Consider the following 16,300-nt stretch of genomic DNA (forward strand, 5'->3'; position numbering starts at 1 on the left):
GTTTCATCGTCATACTTTTGAAATGGGTCCTTGGTAAGCGTAGAAAGAGTATTAACGCTTACCGATAGGATCTCTCATGCCACATCGCCTCTATCAACATCTCGAAACCCTTTGGAATTACCACCATCTCGGGCATACCCCAGAGCAATGTGACTGTATTTTTGTTCTTTGCAGCAATGATATTCGTGTGGCTGAATACGCTGCTGCGCTTTATCACCAAGGGCTTGCGCCGTATGTCATGGTTTCTGGCGGGAAAGGCCGCTTCACGGAAGGCCTATTTGAAAAATCGGAAGCAGAAACCTTCGCAGACATATTGCTCGATGAAGGTGTGCCTGCTTCAGCATTGATATTAGAAAAACAAGCGACCAACACTGGCGAGAACATCACACTTTCTCATGCGCTGATGAAAGAAAAAGGACTCAATTTTCAGCGTTTGTTGCTCGTGCAGAAGCCATTTATGGAACGCCGCGCTTTCGCCACATTTTTGAAGCAGTGGCCAGAGCCTGTGCAATCTGTGCTCGTGACATCACAAGCGGTTTCTTTGATTGATTACCCTAACGAAGACTTGCCTTTCGACATGGTCGTCGATGCCATGATTGCCGATTTCGAACGCATCCAAACGTACCCCGCTCAAGGCTTCCAAATAGAACAAGACATCCCGCAAGAAGTGCTTGATGCGTATGCCTTGGTCAAAGAGTTGCGGCCAACGTCTGAGTAGACGCAATGAAACGGCATGACGATACCAGTGAAAGCCCCTCGTCTTGCTTAAATTTGCACTTTTCTCCATCCAACAAAAAACCTCCAACTTCTATGCGGCCAGTTGGAGGTGTTGTTTTAACCGTTCATTATATTCACGTACTCATGCATTCACTTTGCGCTCAACGTTTAGAATGGCGCGAAGGCATCGCTGACCGTGACTGGCACCGTCCAACGATCATGTGCATCAATCGCAGGGACTTGTAGCCTTGGCGATGGAATGCTCATGCGATCGCCATACAACCAAAATACAAGGTTAGTACGTGTCCCACTAGTGATCGGATGGGCCGCGTGTGGAACACTGCCACGGTGAATCATCGCCACACCGGGCTCGAAGCGCACACGTTTCACATTGCGTGTTGCTGGGTCATACAAATCTAGCTCTGAGCCCGTGTATTCCTCACTCGGCAAGTTCAGGTTAACGTTCATTGTCGCGGCAGATGCATCAGTGTGTAAGCGCAGTGATGTGTCCATGCCAGGTTGATACTGAATCGAAAAACCGAACGTTTGTGTGTCAAAACCCATGACTTCAGGGAATAACAAACGCGCAATAGGGCGCATGTATTTCTCTAAGATCGCGTTATAGAATGCTTGAAAGTTTGGCGCTGCCAGATACCCTTCAGAGCGTTGGTCAAGCATTGCGCCGTGGCGATTAAGCGCGATGCCGTAAGGCGGACGAAGTGGGATGTTCGCATTCGCAACACGCGCCAGATAATCACGTAACTCCGCCAAACGTGCAGGGTCGAAGAATTGCGTTTGGTAGACGCCCGGCGACACTTCTTCCCACAAGTCTGCAACCGCCACTTCTGTTGTAGGGTCTTCCCATGCTTGTTCGATGGCGTTACGTAATTTTGCATCAAGTAACGTTTCATCAATGGTGAAAAGCTGGTCTTTTTCAGACGCCTCCCACTCTTTCCACGCATCGGTAAGTAGCATTCTGTTTTCATCCCAGAAGCGTTGCACCGACATATCGCGGTGCAGTATGGCTTCTCGAGAAGGCAAATCTAATGCACGAGCACGCTGCAATTGACTGCCTTGGGTGTGGTCTTTTACTAAAACTGTATTTGTCATCTTCCTTTCTCCGGCAATTTTTTAATCATTGTTTGTGCTAGTGATGTCGACGAGTGCACTTTATTACAGCTTTATTTATTGATAAACAGGGTGGATTTAGATTCAGAATTTAGCTTTTCTATATAATTGGGAGGCTAGAGGCTAGAGGCTAGAGGCTAGAGGCTAGAGGCTAGAGGCTAGAGGCTAGAGACTAGAGATTAGAGACAAAAGACTAGAGAGGAAGGAGTAATGCGAGGATGCGAGGGGATAAAAGAAAAAAGCGCACTGAGCAAAGAGGTTCAGTGCGACAAACTTGGTTTAGGCTTTCCAGTAGTTATTCGCAGCAGCAACGGTTTGAAAGTTGGTTGCAACCACCTGAGAAACCGCAATGAGACTGTCCGCACTCTCAGCATATTGAGGGCGTAACTTCTCTCTTACTTCATCTGAGGGTTGGGTGTACTTCACGCCCATTCTCGACATTTTAATCGCGAGTTGATAGCCCTCTTCAGGGGTGTCCGTGATCAATGTTGGTAGCCATGTATTGCTCATATTACCTCCTTTATTATGTTCGTTAACATACTGTTCGTCTACGAACTATATGTCAACGAAATGGAGTGACTTTATCGCGTGTTTGTCCATAATGAGACGGCAACGATTGATTGGGAGGTTTTTGTGGCGGTTGCAGATATTGATAAACAACTGTGTTTTGCGCTTTATTCAACGTCAAACAGAGTCACGAGTATGTATCGACAGCTATTGGAGCCCCTAGGGCTGACGTATACCCAATTTGTCGTCTTAATGGTGCTGTGGAAGGAAGATGCGTTGTCCATCAGCCAACTTGCACAGCGTGCAGCACTGAGCAAAGCGACAATGACGCCCTTGCTCAAACGGCTTGAACAAAAAGGGCTGATCCGTCGTGAAGCTTTACCCGACAATGATCGCCAAAAGTCCGTGGTTTTGACGCAAGAAGGACGTGAGCTTTCCCTCGACAGCGCAGACATTACGGACAAAGTGTTTTGCATGACGGGGCTAACGGCGGAAGAAGCCAATCTGATGATCACACTGTGCGCAAAGATTGGTGTAGAGGCGGAGTAATACTGAATACTGGCTGTGCTGAGTATCAGCGACGCTGACAGCTGGTGCAGCCTCTGCAAGCTTGGCGAGTGTGTTTATCTAATCGTGAGCGTTGAATATTGCAGTACGCATTTTTTAATGCGCGGCGTGCTGAAAACCAATCATCAGGTTTTTGCAGGATCAGATAGCCATTGAATTTCTTCATCAGCGGCACGCGGTATTCGTCGATGAAACGGCTGTCGTAGCCAATCTCGAAATGATCGAGCGCTTGTTCGATGCAAGTGAAGCTCGATAGCGTGTGTTGGATGTCTGTGGTGCTCATTGCGGGTCTTATGACGTTCTAGGCGCGAGGAATGGCAAGCAACGTACCATAGCAGCATGATCGCGGTTTTGATCTCCGAGCGCCTTCCTTGATTTACTTTTCGGCTTGCAGCCATGCGTGGTTGCAACGCGTATTTATCCGCATGCATTCAACCCATGCATTCATTGACGCAGATGTACCTGCCAAATCAGTAGTTAAAACGCCCGATCATGGTGTTTAGACTCTCCGCTTGTCCGTTAACTTGGTCCATGTTGTCGTTAATGCGATTGAGGATCTGCGCGCAATGATGAATGTTATCGCTCACCGCTTTGATGCTTGCCGAGACATCATTCACTTGATTGAACTGGGTGCGGATTGATTGGTTAACATTTTCAAAGTTCGCGCACACTTCATTGCTGGATGCCGTGATCTTCTTGAGCAAATCCCCAGACAAATTGACTTGCTCAGCCCCCCGCCTAATGCGCTCATCAGATTCATTGATCAACAGAGATATTTCCTTCGCTGCATTGGCACTCCGTTGCGCCAGTTCGCGCACTTCACTCGCGACCACAGAAAACCCTCGCCCTTGTTCGCCCGCACGAGCGGCTTCAACAGAGGCATTGAGCGCCAACAGGTTGGTTTGAAACGCAATGCCCTCAATCGTGCCAATGATCTGCTGCATCTTGTTGCTCGATTCAGTAATGGACACCATGGCATCCTCAATCTGCTTCACTAAGACTTCATTCTCTTTGGTGTGCGCCAACGCCGCTTGTGACACTGTCACTGATTCGTTGGCGTGGGCTAGGGTACCATTGATTGTGTTTTGCATGGTCCCCATCATCGAAGACACATCTTTCAAGCCTCTGACTTGCGCATCGAGTTGGGTGTTTAAGCCAGACACTTCGCCATAGGTTTCTTCTGAGCGTTCGTTCACTGTGGTTGCCGAGGTTTGAATTTCCTCCAGCATGCTTGCTAAGTGCAGCATGGTCTGGTTGATGCCCTCTTTTAGCTTGTCGTAATCCCCCGTGACATCCAACGTGAAAGATTCCGTTAAATTGCCGCGAGAGAGGTGGTTAAGCACTTCTCTGGTATGCGAAAGAATGGTTTCGAGGTTTTCAGCGGTGCGGTTAACATCAGTGGCAAGGTTGAGCAAGTCACCTTTGCTGTTGGTATCACAACGGGCGCTAAAGTTACCCACCGATACTTCGCGCATGACCGAAGAAATACTCGCGATAACCGCGTTGGTTGACGTACTCGCCGTGTTTACCGCGCACTTCATTTCATTGAGTTTACCGCTGGCTTCAACGTTAACGGTTTGACCAAATTGCCCTTCGCTCATGGCTGCCATCACACTACAAATGTTATTGATCACCGCTTCGCTGTTGACGATAGATTGGTTGATGGCCGCTTTCAATTCAGCTAATTCCCCGGACACATTCGCGGTAATGCGTGTGTTGTAATTGCCGACTTGCAGCGCCGTCATCACCTGTTTTGTGTCGGCAATAAAATCTGCAGTGCTTTGGGCGGAATCATTTACCTGATCTTTTAGTACTTCCAATTGCCCGTTAGCATTGGTGGTGACACGGTGCCTGAAATCCCCCTGTTTAATGTGAGACATTACATCACCAATGTCTTTCACCGTGGTTTCGAGTTCTTGCGCAGATTCATTGATGCTGGTTTTGATCACCTGCAAATCACCGGCGAGATCAGACGTGACGCGTTGCGAGAAATCTCCTTTGGCAAGGCTATCCATGGTGGATGAAATGTCGCGTACGGCGTCATCCAAAGAGCCAAGCATGGTGTTCAATGCATCGGCCGCTTGTCCTGTTTCGTCTTTGCTGTGCACTTGAGCGCGCTCCGAGAAACGCCAATGTTCACGCAATGAAAGAATGAAATGAGAGAGATCCTGAATCGGGCGCGAAATCAGGCGACCAAACGTCTTTGAGACAAACAAGACCGACGAAAGCAACACGATCACCACAATCAGATAAATCAGGCCAAGCGAGTAAATGGCAGAGAGCGCCTCCGTGGTTTTTTGTTCAACCACGATGAGCCATTCAGAATCACCGACCGGCACTTTTCGGTAAACAGAGAGCGTAGATTCGTTCGCATAGTTCTGGCCATGAAGCCCAGATTCAGATTCTATCTGGTCACTTGCAAACGCATCGTTAACCACCGCTGTATCGATGGTTTCATCCCTGCGGAAAGAAGACACGACTGTCAGCCCACCTTCATGGAAGGTATCGGAACGTAAGCGTTTGTCAGGCCCAACGAGGTAAGACTCGCCAGTGTCGCCCAAACCATAATTGCGGCTCATCACTTGTGTGATTTTTTCAATCGGCAGTTGAAGTATCAGTGCCGCCTTGGGCACACCGTTGATATAGATAGGGGTCGCAACAAAGCTTGCGGGTAAATCGTAAGAGGGAAGGTATTTTTGATAGTCCACAAACAAGGTTTCAATGGGCTTCCCTTGAATGATGCTTTCAGACAGTTGTCGGTAAGCCTGGCCCAAACCTGAATCTTTAAACGGCCCTGTTTTTAAGTTGGTAGCAAAATCAATTTCCTTAAAGACGGAATAGACAATGTCACCGGATGAGAGATCGACGATAAAGAGATCGTACAAATTGAAATCTTTCACGTACTGACGAAAATTAATGTGCACGCGGCGGTGCGCAAAATCGTAGTCCGTCGAGCCCGCTTTTCTTAACTGGTCTTTCTGTCCCAGAGGGTAGTGGTTTCCTGAAATATAGGCATGTTGCAAGCTTTTGGTTTTCGAACTGATGGTATCAACGAGCGCATCGGTGTCTATGGTATTGCCGCCCGTTTTTTCTAAGTGGGAGAGAAATTCATTCTTATAAAATGCTTTGAGCTTTGCTTCTGATTCAGCGCGGCTTGCTTCGTCTTCTACGTCAAAGGGATAGAGTTTAAAGGCATTGATGAGCGAGGGGGCCGCTGACATGGTGAGCGGGCTTTTAGCGATATTCAGTAAGATGGTTTCAGTGTTCTCAAAGTAGTTTTCTAAGGTGTCACTTTTCAGGTGTGCAATGGCTTTTAGCGATTCAATTTTCTGTTCTTCCAGCGAGGTGGAAGAACTGTAAAGCCCAATTAACGCCGTGATCACTGTGGGAATAAGGCCAATCAGGCTCAAAATAATGGTTATTTTTTTCACCAGCGCAAAATCTTCGAATTGGCGTTTCCAATCTTCCAGCACAGTCATATCCCTTATCGCGAATGATGTATGCCTATACACGCTGAATCCATTGTTTTCAGCGTGCTTAGGGGTAAATGCTCTTGAACAAGTGTAGAAAGAAATTTCTCTTTTAGCGCAACATGTTGAGTAGGGTGTGAAGGGCGTAAGACTATTGCGAATCAATGAGAATCGCCAAAATGCGCTGCCTAGCTTGATTAACTATGTGCATGGAATTTTTTCGCTAGGGGAATTCAGGCGTTTCACGATGAGGTCGCGTTGCTAAGAGACGGCCTGATGCAATTGCTTGAAGAGTGAGAACCATGGTGGAAAGTTGCCGAGAAGTGAGGACAAATCTGTAAATTTGCCAGACTAAACGTCATTCTATACACAAACACCCTCACGTTTTACTCAGTGAGACGTTTTACTCAGTGAGAAGTTGTTTGGGTATAGAGACATGCGCAACAAGGAGTTTGGCGACAACGATGACGGACCATCACACTTCACCGCAGCACGATACTTCCTCCGAACCTACCACCCCAAATGCTGGGGCGGCCAGCCTCTATCGCTTTGATAGTGCACTGCCGCATTGCCAATGGTGGCTTGCCATCACGTCACCGCAAATCAGCTATAACCGAGGCGCGCTGGATTATGACCTGCTCGAAATGCGCCGCGTCATTGAAGATGCCAATGCATGGGCAGCAGAGTTTGTGGACTCTTGGGGCATTCAAACACGTCGTGAATGGCATCAAATGATCTATCGGCTCGCCATGGGGGAAGTGCATGGCAACATGTGGGAATACGAGTTTAATCGTCGAGGCTTTGTGTCCGCAAAGCAGTGGCAAGACAGAATCACCAACAATGAAAATGAGGTCGCGCAAGGTGAAATGCGTTACCTCGATGTGGTGTATCGTCAGGTAGGGAATTCGGGCTTCCGTGCCTGGGATTACTGCCGAGGCTCTTTTCTCGTGCGCGCAGGGTATGCCGTCGGCAAAGTCACGGCGGAAGAATGCGCCTTCTTGCTCAACTACATCAGCCAGCAGATCCAGCGCCATTTTTCGAGCTGGGATCAATATCTGCAGAGCTTCATCTTCGGACGAAATTATTGGGAATACATCAATGATGAAGATGAGGATATCGACAACATTCCTTATTTGCTGAGCAACGGCTTCCATGTCGGGTTCAGTGTCTTCTTTGAATCGATAGAGAATGACCCAGATTCGCCCATACCTGCGCTCGCATGGGATACCCCATTGCCATTGATGGAGCCACCAGAATCCCTCACGGCGATTTTGAATGAAATCGCGGAGGATGAGAAATGAGCATGTGGGAAACCTTGGGTATTGAACCCACCAACGATGAATCCGCCATCAAAAAAGCGTATCGCATCAAGCTGCGTCAACATCACCCAGAAGACGACCCTGAAGGGTTTAAACGGGTTCGAGAAGCCTATGAAAAAGTCTTGGCGTTTTTGAAAGAAGGCGGCTCGGTGGATGATGGCGAGCAAGATGCTGCTGACGTCAACAGACCTGAACATGCGGGCACAGACAAAGAAAGTGATACCCGTGGGAAAGACACGCCACAGCAAGATGAAGAAGCACATCCGCTGGTCACCGAATGCCTTCAAATTTTCAATGATGCCTCCACACGTTTGGCGCCGAATGTGTGGGAGGCATGGGTTGAGAAATCGCAACTGTTGCCTATTGATGAGCAAGAAATCATTTCCAATGCGGTCGTGAATGTCGTCGCTGCTCGTCATTGGATACCGGGTGAAATTATCGACGTGCTCTGGAAAGGGTTGGGATGGAACCTTTTACTGACGGGAACGGAAAAACAAACTGAAATCGGTGAATACCTGGATGATTGGCGTCAACAAGCGCTTTGGATCCCGATGGAAGACATTGCCGATCTTTCCGATGCGGAACAACGCGCGACACTCAGTTTCCTGCGACCATTTAGTATCGCGTTTGGACGCGCCCAGACAGATGCCATGCACTATTTACTGCGTCAGCCTACCGTTACCAACATGATCCCCAAACCCGCTTTCATGGTGTCGCTGCTGCAAGCCTTTATCGCTTGTCGCGCTTACCCTGAATCTGTGACGGGGTTGATGCTCGATACCTTGGCAGATCAGTCGCTGGAAGACCTCGGTGTTGAGCAACTGCAAGTCGTGGCGGAGATTGCCCTAAAGCTGGGCAGGGCAGACGTTGTTCAAAAGGTGACGGAGCGATTCATTGCGTTAGAGGCATACGCTGACGCGGCGGAAACCCAGTATTTCAACACGCTTCGTCGAGACAGCTTGCTGGCGGTGTGCTTCGCCTATCTTCAGCAACAGTGGGCGCCACTCCCCTTGGTGTATTGGCGCACAGAACGACGTTTGTTCCCTGCACCCAAAGAAGAACATGACGCGCGCCTGTTTGATTGGGTGCACGGCCAATTGACGGGACGTGACATACCAACCATCAATCATCGGCTCGATTTCGCGGGAACAGAAGGGCTAAACGCGTTATTGATTCAGGCGTTTTGGGCCGCGCACTCAGGCAGCTATGCGTGGATGTCGTCTTTAAAAGCACAACTGCATGCTGCGTTAGCACAGAGGAAAGAGCGCGCCAGTGATGAAGATCGGGAAATCTTTGCACTTCACCTTACTGTTAAATGGATAGAGCAGGCGCTGTCGATGCAGCCGGGTTGCGATACGTTACGCCTTAAACTGGCGAAATATGAAACGGATGCCTTCCTCGACACCGAAGCGCTCACACTCGAAGAGGTCAGTTCCTTATCGAAAGAAGAGTGGCTTGAATGTGTTCGTCGCCATCCGCTCATTTCTGATGTGTGGTTTCGCCAATTGGAAGAAGCCGCGATTCTGGTGACAGATGAAATTCGTGAGCGTTCAGTGTATCCGGCTTATTCGGATTCCTTGTGCTTCTACCGTTCGGTGAACCCAGATTACGTGATGTCTTCGAGCTACGGTGGTGCACGTTTTGAAGGTGTGTTTGATTGGATGTTGTTCTTCTATTCCCACCTTGGAAGGCGGGGCGCAGATAAACGCCTGATCCTAGATGTCATTCAACCGCTGCCGGAACACCAACTGCAAGGCCCGCTTGCGCAGTTGTTGCCATTCGCTCAGTACGCGAATACCTATCTGCCAGACGCCCTTGAAGGGTTAGATGCATTTCCTGAACAGTTCGTTTTCCGAATGATTGTTGATAATCAAGTCGGGTTGTTGACGCGAACCTTTGAGCAAGGTGCGTTGATGACGATGGCGAAGGAGGGCGATATAGCCGCCATCATGGCTTTGTCTCGTCTTCTTAGGCAGGAGCATTTTGATGAAGCTGTGGTGTTCTGGAATCTGGTGGCTGCCGCCATTCATCGACGCCCTCATTTTGTCGCCGTTGTTGATTGGCAACAACAGCGTCTGATGGAGCTAAGAGAAGAGAAGAAACTCGACAAGGAATTCTATGAGTATTCTAACCCCGAGTTCCTGCACGCAATGCTCACCAATAACAGGGAATGGTTTACGTCACCTGCAGAGTTGGCGGAAAACTCGCCCTCGGATGAAGCAAAAATGTTTCATTACCCCATGTGCAACTTGCTGACACAACTTCACCTTGGATTAGATGATAAAGGCTATGATTTGTCGCCATTGAAAGCCCTTGTAGATTGTCGGAAAGGGCAGACTGCGCTTCAACAAGAGGTCACGGACATCGCTGTTACGCAGCTTGATGCCATGTACCAGCGCCATTTGGACAACGATTTAGTCGAGAAAGGGAGAGGCATTCCTATGTTTAGCCGTGGCAAACTGAAATGGCTAGTGTGCCTTTTCGCGTTTGCGTGGTTCATGGTTTTCTTCGCCACCTTGCAGAAGTTCGACTTCACCCCCGAGGAGAAAAACATAGAGATCGCCGTGGGCGTATTGATGGCGATGGTTTTTGCCATTCACACCTCGTTGGTTTGGCAAGTATCTCGACCCATGCTCTCGAATTCGAACAAAAAAAAGTACGCCATTTATGCGACATTGACTGTGTTGGCGGCAATGTTCGTGAAGTCCTCTTTTTTGGCGATGGTCAACCTTATCGCGCATTTCTTCTCTGCATCTGGCCTTTCTAAGCTGTATGTGAATGGCATGTGGGAGAAGAAAGTGGTCAAAAGGAAACGCGTTAATCTGCGTGCGGTTCTCGGCTTCAAAGATCCTAAAACCAAAACCCGCGATGCACCAACAACGATACTCACTGAAAATACCAAAGAGGATGATCATGGTCAGTCTTGAGTTTCTCATCACCTGCTTTGTTGTGGTGCTCATTCCCGGAACCGGAGTGTTGTATACCGTCGCATCAGGGCTAATGATGGGGTCAAGAGCCAGCTTAATGGCAGCAATAGGTTGTACGGTGGGCATTGTTCCTGCAATGCTTGCGAGTGTCATGGGGCTGGCTATCGTCATGCACACCAGTGCGTTAGCGTTTCAGTTTGTGAAATACGCGGGGGTGGCTTACCTCCTGTTTCTTGCATGGCAAATGTGGCGTTCAAGCAACGTATTGTCGTTTGATGAAAGCCAATCTGAAGCCAGTGAAAAGAGCATGTGGCGCGTGGCGGTAAGAGGGTGTTTGGTGAACATTTTGAATCCCAAATTGACCATTTTCTTCTTAGCCTTTCTTCCTCAGTTTGTGCCAGCAAGTGTGGCAAACCCTGGGCTGAATATGCTTGTGCTCGGCGCTATCTTTATGGCGATGACGTTTGTGGTGTTTTTAGCCTATGGGTTGTTGGCGACAAGCATTCGGCATCTGGTGATCCATTCAGAGAAAAAAATGGAATGGATGCAGAAAATTTTCGCCGGTAGCTTTGCTGGGTTAGGGCTGAAATTGGCCTTTACTGATCGCCAATAAGCCAAAATATGGTCCAGAAACGTTAAAGATCACATTCCCCTCAGTGCCGATTTCTGTCAAAGCCTCGCTATCCTGCGGGGCTTTTTTTCCTCTATTTTTATGTGGATTTTTCATCTAACCCCTTCTAAATCATCCCGTTAAATCGCTGTTACTTTGGGTTTACATTCTCCTCTTATTTATAAGTCACATGCATCAAATAATGATTCGATACGTATCATTATTGTTAAGCGTTTGCCAAACCATAAAAGCGCTTAAATAATAAAAAACGTCTCATTATGTAATTTTTATGGAAAGTAAGCCTCATGTCGAGGTCCTAAAGTAAGGGGAAAATGATGAGCTGTTGTATCCGTTTTACGCGTTCTATTCATGCAAAACGTCTTACCCAATTTGCCACCAAAGCAGTGGGTTCAATAACGCTTGGGGTCATGCTAGCAAGTGCAACGTCAACTGCGGCATTGGCTGCGGATGAAAAAATTCGCTGGAAAGTTCAAGCCGTATTCGGCACCCACCTTCCTGCACTTGGCGACCCTGTCACCCTCGTCGCTGAGCAAATCGAAAAAGCCACTGATGGTGATATCCGTTTCAAAATCTATGAGCCAGGAAAGCTGGTGCCGCCTTTTGGGATCACGGAAGCCATTAAGAATAAACAGATTGATGCAGGGTATACCTGGTTAGGTTATGACCAAGGAAAAATTCCTTCCGCTGCGCTCTTTGCTGCTGTTCCTTTCGGCATGGAACCTTGGGAGTACGCAACATGGTGGTATGAAGGCGAAGGCCAAGCGTTGGCAGAAGAACTCTACGGTAAACACGGTGTGCACCCCGTACTGTGTAGCGTGATTGGCCCTGAAACCGCAGGCTGGTTTACCAAAGAGATGAACGACGTGACCGATTTTAAAGGGCTCAAGATTCGCTTCGCCGGCATTGGCGGCAAAGTGCTTCAAAAAGCGGGGGCGTCGGTCACGGTGCTACCGGGGGGCGAAATCTTCCCTGCATTAGAAAAAGGCGCGATTGATGCCACTGAGTTTTCTATGCCTGCCATCGACCAATTAATGGGCTTCGATAAAATCGCGAAGAATAACTACTTCCCCGGTTGGCACCAAACCTTCACCGCATCTCATCTCGTGGTGAACAAAGACGTGTGGAATGGCTTGTCTGATTCCACCAAAGCCACCATCGACATGGCGTGTACCGCAGGGACATTCCGTGCCCTAACACGTGGTGAGTCTTTGCAAGGCAAGGTCATGGCGGGTTTCGAAGAGAAAGGTGTTACGGCACGAACGCTTAACGACGAACTGCTGCAAGATCTGAAAGGGCTGACCGATGAAGTGATGCTTGAAATCTCAGAAAACGATGCGGATTTCAAACGTATTTATGCGTCCCAACAAGATTTTATGAAGGAATACAAAGCGTGGAAAACCAAGGCGTACTTGCCACGTCACTTTAACTAATGCGCTTTGATTAACAAGCAGCGGCAGTTTGCACCACTTATAACACGGGTTTCTTCTCGCCAATTTGTTTGCCGAGTTAGTGGGAAGAAACCGATAAAAGGATTGCAACGCGTCTTGGGGGAAATATGCAGTCAGGAAATGGAATACCGTCCTTTGATGTTGGGCAAGCGCTACAAAAAGCGCCACCTGTGGATGACATGCCCACCACCGCCTTGTCGCGAGGGTTTGATCGTGTCGTGCGCTGGGTAGGGCATTGTATGTCGTGGGTGTGGGTCATCTTGATGCTGGTGATCATTTTGAATGTCACCATGCGTTACGCCTTGGGGGAAGGGCGTATTGAGTTTGAAGAATTGCAATGGCACCTGTACGCCTTGGGTTGGTTAGTCGGGCTTTCGTATTGTTACACCGCAGACAACCATGTGCGTGTCGATCTGTTCCGCGATCGTTTTTCACAGCGCGTGAAAGCGTGGATTGAATTGCTTGGTACTGTCTGCTTCCTTTTGCCTTTCATTGTATTAGTGCTGAATTACGGCGTGCCGTTTGTTGCCTATTCATGGGAACTCGGTGAAGTGTCTTCCGCGCCCGGCGGATTGCCTTATCGCTGGGTGATGAAAGGCATTCTGCTGTTCAGTTTCGCGCTGCTGGGTCTTGCCGTTATCGCACGCATGTCACGCGTTATCGCCTTTTTGTTCCTCACGCCGCCAGCGATAACCTTTGTTGAGCTAAACAGTAGTGACGCATCGGGCGTGGCAAATCAAGCTGACACCGCAGCGTCCGACAAGGAAGGAGGGCGCAATGGAAATTAATGAAATCCTCGTGCTCATGATGTTTGGGTCGTTCGTCCTTCTGCTGTTCACTGGCTTTCCCGTGGCATGGGTGCTTGGCGGTATTGCGTTGGCTTTTGTGCCTATCGCGATGCTGGCGGATGAATGGTTTGATGCCTTTATCGGCATCGACTGGAACTATGTGTCTATCGTCATTCCTCGAATATGGGATGTCATGACCAACTGGGTGCTGGTGGCTTTACCCATGTTTATTTTCATGGGGTTGATGCTCGATCGCTCGGGTGTGGCAGAAGATTTGATGGGCAACCTGGTCAAACTGTTTGGTCGCGTGCGCGGCGGTTTGGCGGTCACGGTAACGTTTGTGGGCATGCTTCTCGCCGCCTCAACAGGCATCATTGGCGCATCGGTTGTGTTGCTCGCTGTCCTCGGTATTCCGTTAATGATGCGCGATGGATACAGCAAAGAGCTGGCCTGTGGCACCGTCTGTTCAACAGGGACGTTGGGCATTCTGGTTCCCCCAAGCATCATGCTGGTGATGATGGGGGATCGCATCGGCGTGTCCGTCGGGGATCTGTTTCTCGGCGCGGTATTTCCGGGGTTGTTACTCGCCTCTTTGTATGTCGCCTACATCCTGATTCTGGGGTATTGCCGCTCGGATCTCGCCCCCGTGTCTGAATCCGCAGAGCACGTGACTTTACCGATAGTCTTCAAAGCACTCAAAGCGGCATTGCCGACGGCAGCGCTGATCATCTGTGTGTTGGGTTCTATCTTCATGGGCATCGCCACGCCGACAGAAGCATCGGGTGTCGGCGCGTTTGGGGCGACCTTGCTGGCGTTTAGCCGTGGGCGTTTAAACCTTTCCGTGTTCCGCGAAGTCGGGCGAGAAACCACCAAAACCACGGCATTTATTTTCGCATTGATCGTCGGTGCGACGGCGTTTTCGCTGGTGCTTCGTGGTTTGGGGGGCGATGAATTGATCGAGAAGGCTTTAACAGGGCTGCCGTTCAGCCCAACGGGCATTGTTATCTCGATTCTGATCGTGACTTTCTTACTGGGTTTTGTGCTGGATTGGATAGAACTCACGCTGATTATCTTGCCGCTGGTTGCGCCCGTGGTCAGCAGCCTAGGGTTCGATCTGGTGTGGTTTGCTGTGTTGTTTGCGGTGTGTTTACAAACTTCATTTCTGACGCCGCCTGTTGGCTTTGCACTTTTCTATCTCAAAGGGGTAGTCCCTGAGGGGATCAATATCACGCACATCTATCGGGGTGTTGTGCCTTTCATTGTTATTCAGCTCTTTGGTCTTGCCATTGTGTTTTGGGCGCCCGCTATCGTGACCTGGCTGCCTGCGTCGGTTTACGGCCCTTAATGTGGCGTGCTAGCCCGTTGGAATAACCCACGAACAGTGCTGAGCCGATCAAGGCTTAGTGCCTGAAAATACGCGTTTTACCTTACGTAGATTGCCATAAATACGACAAAACAGGCCGGGAGAGATCTGCGTGAAATATGGCGTTTGAATTAAAAAATCGATGAGGAGTCGCTATGTCTACATCCGTTTTATTACCTCAGTTTATAGAGATAGGGGAAGGCGCAAGCCAAAAGGTCTCGGATATTCTGACCGCGCTGGGTTGCCGAAATCCATTGATCATCACAGACAAAACCATGGTGTCGCTGGGTCAGGTAGCGCTGATTCAACAACGCCTTCGTGACAGTGGCATGGGGGAGGAGGTGTATGACGACACCATTCCTGAGCCAACGGATGCCTCCATTCTTGATGGCGTAAAAGTGCTGAGAAAAGGGAGCTATGACAGCTTGGTTGCGCTTGGCGGCGGTAGTGTTATCGACAGTGCAAAAGCCATGTCCGTGCTCGCCAAACGTGGTGATTCGATGCGTGATTTTAAGTTTCCGCGCATTGTATCTGAAGCGGGGTTGCCGTTGATCGCCATTCCCACCACCGCAGGGACGGGGTCTGAAACCACACGTTTTACGGTGATCACCGATGAGGTGAGTGACGAGAAAATGCTGTGCGTTGGCCCTGCGTTTATGCCGGTTGCTGCGCTGGTGGACGCTTCTCTCACTCTTAGCTTGCCTGCCCGTGCCACGGCAGATACAGGCATTGATGCCATGACGCATGCCATGGAAGCGTACGTCAGCAAAAAGGCCAACGCCTTCAGTGATTACAACGCCTTAGAAGCACTGCGTTTGATTGGCCCAAACCTGCGCACTGTGTGCAAAGAGCCGAAAAACCGACAGGCACGCGCAGACATGATGCTAGGCGCAACCCTTGCGGGCATTGCCTTTTCAAATGCTTCTGTCGCCTTGGTGCATGGCATGAGCCGACCTATCGGGGCTGCGTTTCACGTTCCGCATGGCCTTTCTAATGCCATGTTACTGCCCATCGTCACCGCGTATTCCATTCCTTCTGCAGCAGAGCGTTATGCCGAGTGCGCGCGCGCCATGGGCGTTGCCAGCGTGCAAGATTCAACCGCGAGTGCCAATCAAAAGCTGCTTGAAGAACTCGAAGCGATCAACCGTGAGTTGTCAGTGCCGGGGCCGAAAGCGTTTGGGATTGATGAGCAGCAGTTCTTCGATCTGATGGAAAACATGGCTGAGCAAGCCTTGGCGTCGGGTTCACCAGGAAATAACCCGCGCGTCCCCGAAAGCGAAGACATTGTTCACCTCTACAAGCAGCTTTGGGCAACCGCCTCTTAGGGAAATATTTAAGTGAAGACTCGCCATTTTGGGCGGTCTTCCGAGATGTGAGTGACGTGAGAAAACCAGAGAGAACCAATCAAAACCTATAGCGATAAATGGCATTTAAA

13 protein-coding genes are annotated in these 16,300 nt (G+C 49.4%); 9 read left to right on the plus strand and 4 right to left on the minus strand.

Going from position 1 to position 16,300, the window contains the following annotated elements; genetic code table 11:
- Positions 1-76 precede the first annotated feature (76 nt).
- Positions 77-718, plus strand: a complete 642-nt coding sequence (locus EQP46_RS11150) for a YdcF family protein (RefSeq protein WP_129493707.1) — start codon at positions 77-79, stop codon at positions 716-718.
- Between the two features lie 167 nt (positions 719-885).
- On the opposite strand, the gene EQP46_RS11155 is transcribed toward EQP46_RS11150, so the two are convergent.
- Both EQP46_RS11155 and EQP46_RS11160 read right to left on the minus strand, forming a co-directional pair.
- On the minus strand, positions 886-1,827 hold the full coding sequence (locus EQP46_RS11155) for a 2OG-Fe(II) oxygenase family protein (RefSeq protein WP_129493708.1): 942 nt from the start codon (positions 1,825-1,827) through the stop codon (positions 886-888).
- A gap of 297 nt (positions 1,828-2,124) precedes the next feature.
- Positions 2,125-2,355 carry a hexameric tyrosine-coordinated heme protein gene (locus EQP46_RS11160; protein ID WP_129493709.1) on the minus strand — a complete coding sequence of 77 codons (231 nt, stop codon included), beginning with the start codon at positions 2,353-2,355 and terminating at the stop codon, positions 2,125-2,127.
- A 123-nt stretch (positions 2,356-2,478) separates the two neighbouring features.
- On the opposite strand from EQP46_RS11160, the gene EQP46_RS11165 reads away from it, so the two are divergent.
- Positions 2,479-2,901: a MarR family winged helix-turn-helix transcriptional regulator gene (locus EQP46_RS11165; RefSeq protein ID WP_129493710.1), complete on the plus strand. Its 423-nt coding sequence runs from the start codon at positions 2,479-2,481 to the stop codon at positions 2,899-2,901.
- 25 nt (positions 2,902-2,926) lie between these two features.
- Here EQP46_RS11165 and EQP46_RS11170 read toward each other — a convergent pair whose 3' ends face one another.
- Positions 2,927-3,202 (minus strand): nitrogenase-stabilizing/protective protein NifW, encoded by a 276-nt coding sequence (locus tag EQP46_RS11170; RefSeq protein ID WP_129493711.1) that lies wholly within the window; start codon positions 3,200-3,202, stop codon positions 2,927-2,929.
- A 187-nt stretch (positions 3,203-3,389) separates the two neighbouring features.
- Entirely contained in the window at positions 3,390-6,398 is a 3,009-nt protein-coding gene (locus EQP46_RS24540) for a methyl-accepting chemotaxis protein (protein ID WP_129493712.1), read from the minus strand.
- Between the two features lie 455 nt (positions 6,399-6,853).
- On the opposite strand from EQP46_RS24540, the gene EQP46_RS11180 reads away from it, so the two are divergent.
- The 7 genes from EQP46_RS11180 (at position 6,854) to EQP46_RS11210 (ending at position 16,190) form a co-directional block, all read left to right on the plus strand.
- The gene (locus EQP46_RS11180; RefSeq protein WP_129493713.1) at positions 6,854-7,690 is read left to right on the plus strand and encodes a DUF1266 domain-containing protein; all 837 of its coding nucleotides are present in this window, start codon (positions 6,854-6,856) and stop codon (positions 7,688-7,690) included.
- On the plus strand, positions 7,687-10,635 hold the full coding sequence (locus EQP46_RS11185; RefSeq protein WP_129493714.1) for a DnaJ domain-containing protein: 2,949 nt from the start codon (positions 7,687-7,689) through the stop codon (positions 10,633-10,635). Before EQP46_RS11180 ends, EQP46_RS11185 begins: the two co-directional genes overlap by 4 nt.
- On the plus strand, positions 10,622-11,248 hold the full coding sequence (locus EQP46_RS11190; protein ID WP_129493715.1) for a LysE family translocator: 627 nt from the start codon (positions 10,622-10,624) through the stop codon (positions 11,246-11,248). The genes EQP46_RS11185 and EQP46_RS11190 overlap by 14 nt, the downstream gene beginning before the upstream one ends.
- Before the next feature lie 332 nt (positions 11,249-11,580).
- Positions 11,581-12,696: a TRAP transporter substrate-binding protein gene (locus tag EQP46_RS11195; protein WP_167482762.1), complete on the plus strand. Its 1,116-nt coding sequence runs from the start codon at positions 11,581-11,583 to the stop codon at positions 12,694-12,696.
- 125 nt (positions 12,697-12,821) lie between these two features.
- The gene (locus EQP46_RS11200) at positions 12,822-13,502 is read left to right on the plus strand and encodes a TRAP transporter small permease subunit (protein WP_129493716.1); all 681 of its coding nucleotides are present in this window, start codon (positions 12,822-12,824) and stop codon (positions 13,500-13,502) included.
- Entirely contained in the window at positions 13,492-14,847 is a 1,356-nt protein-coding gene (locus tag EQP46_RS11205; protein ID WP_129493717.1) for a TRAP transporter large permease, read from the plus strand. The genes EQP46_RS11200 and EQP46_RS11205 overlap by 11 nt, the downstream gene beginning before the upstream one ends.
- 173 nt (positions 14,848-15,020) lie before the next feature.
- Positions 15,021-16,190: an iron-containing alcohol dehydrogenase gene (locus tag EQP46_RS11210; protein ID WP_129493718.1), complete on the plus strand. Its 1,170-nt coding sequence runs from the start codon at positions 15,021-15,023 to the stop codon at positions 16,188-16,190.
- Positions 16,191-16,300: the final 110 nt, after the last annotated feature.

This window comes from Enterovibrio baiacu, from assembly GCF_004120195.1.
GTDB classification, from domain to species: domain Bacteria; phylum Pseudomonadota; class Gammaproteobacteria; order Enterobacterales; family Vibrionaceae; genus Enterovibrio; species Enterovibrio baiacui.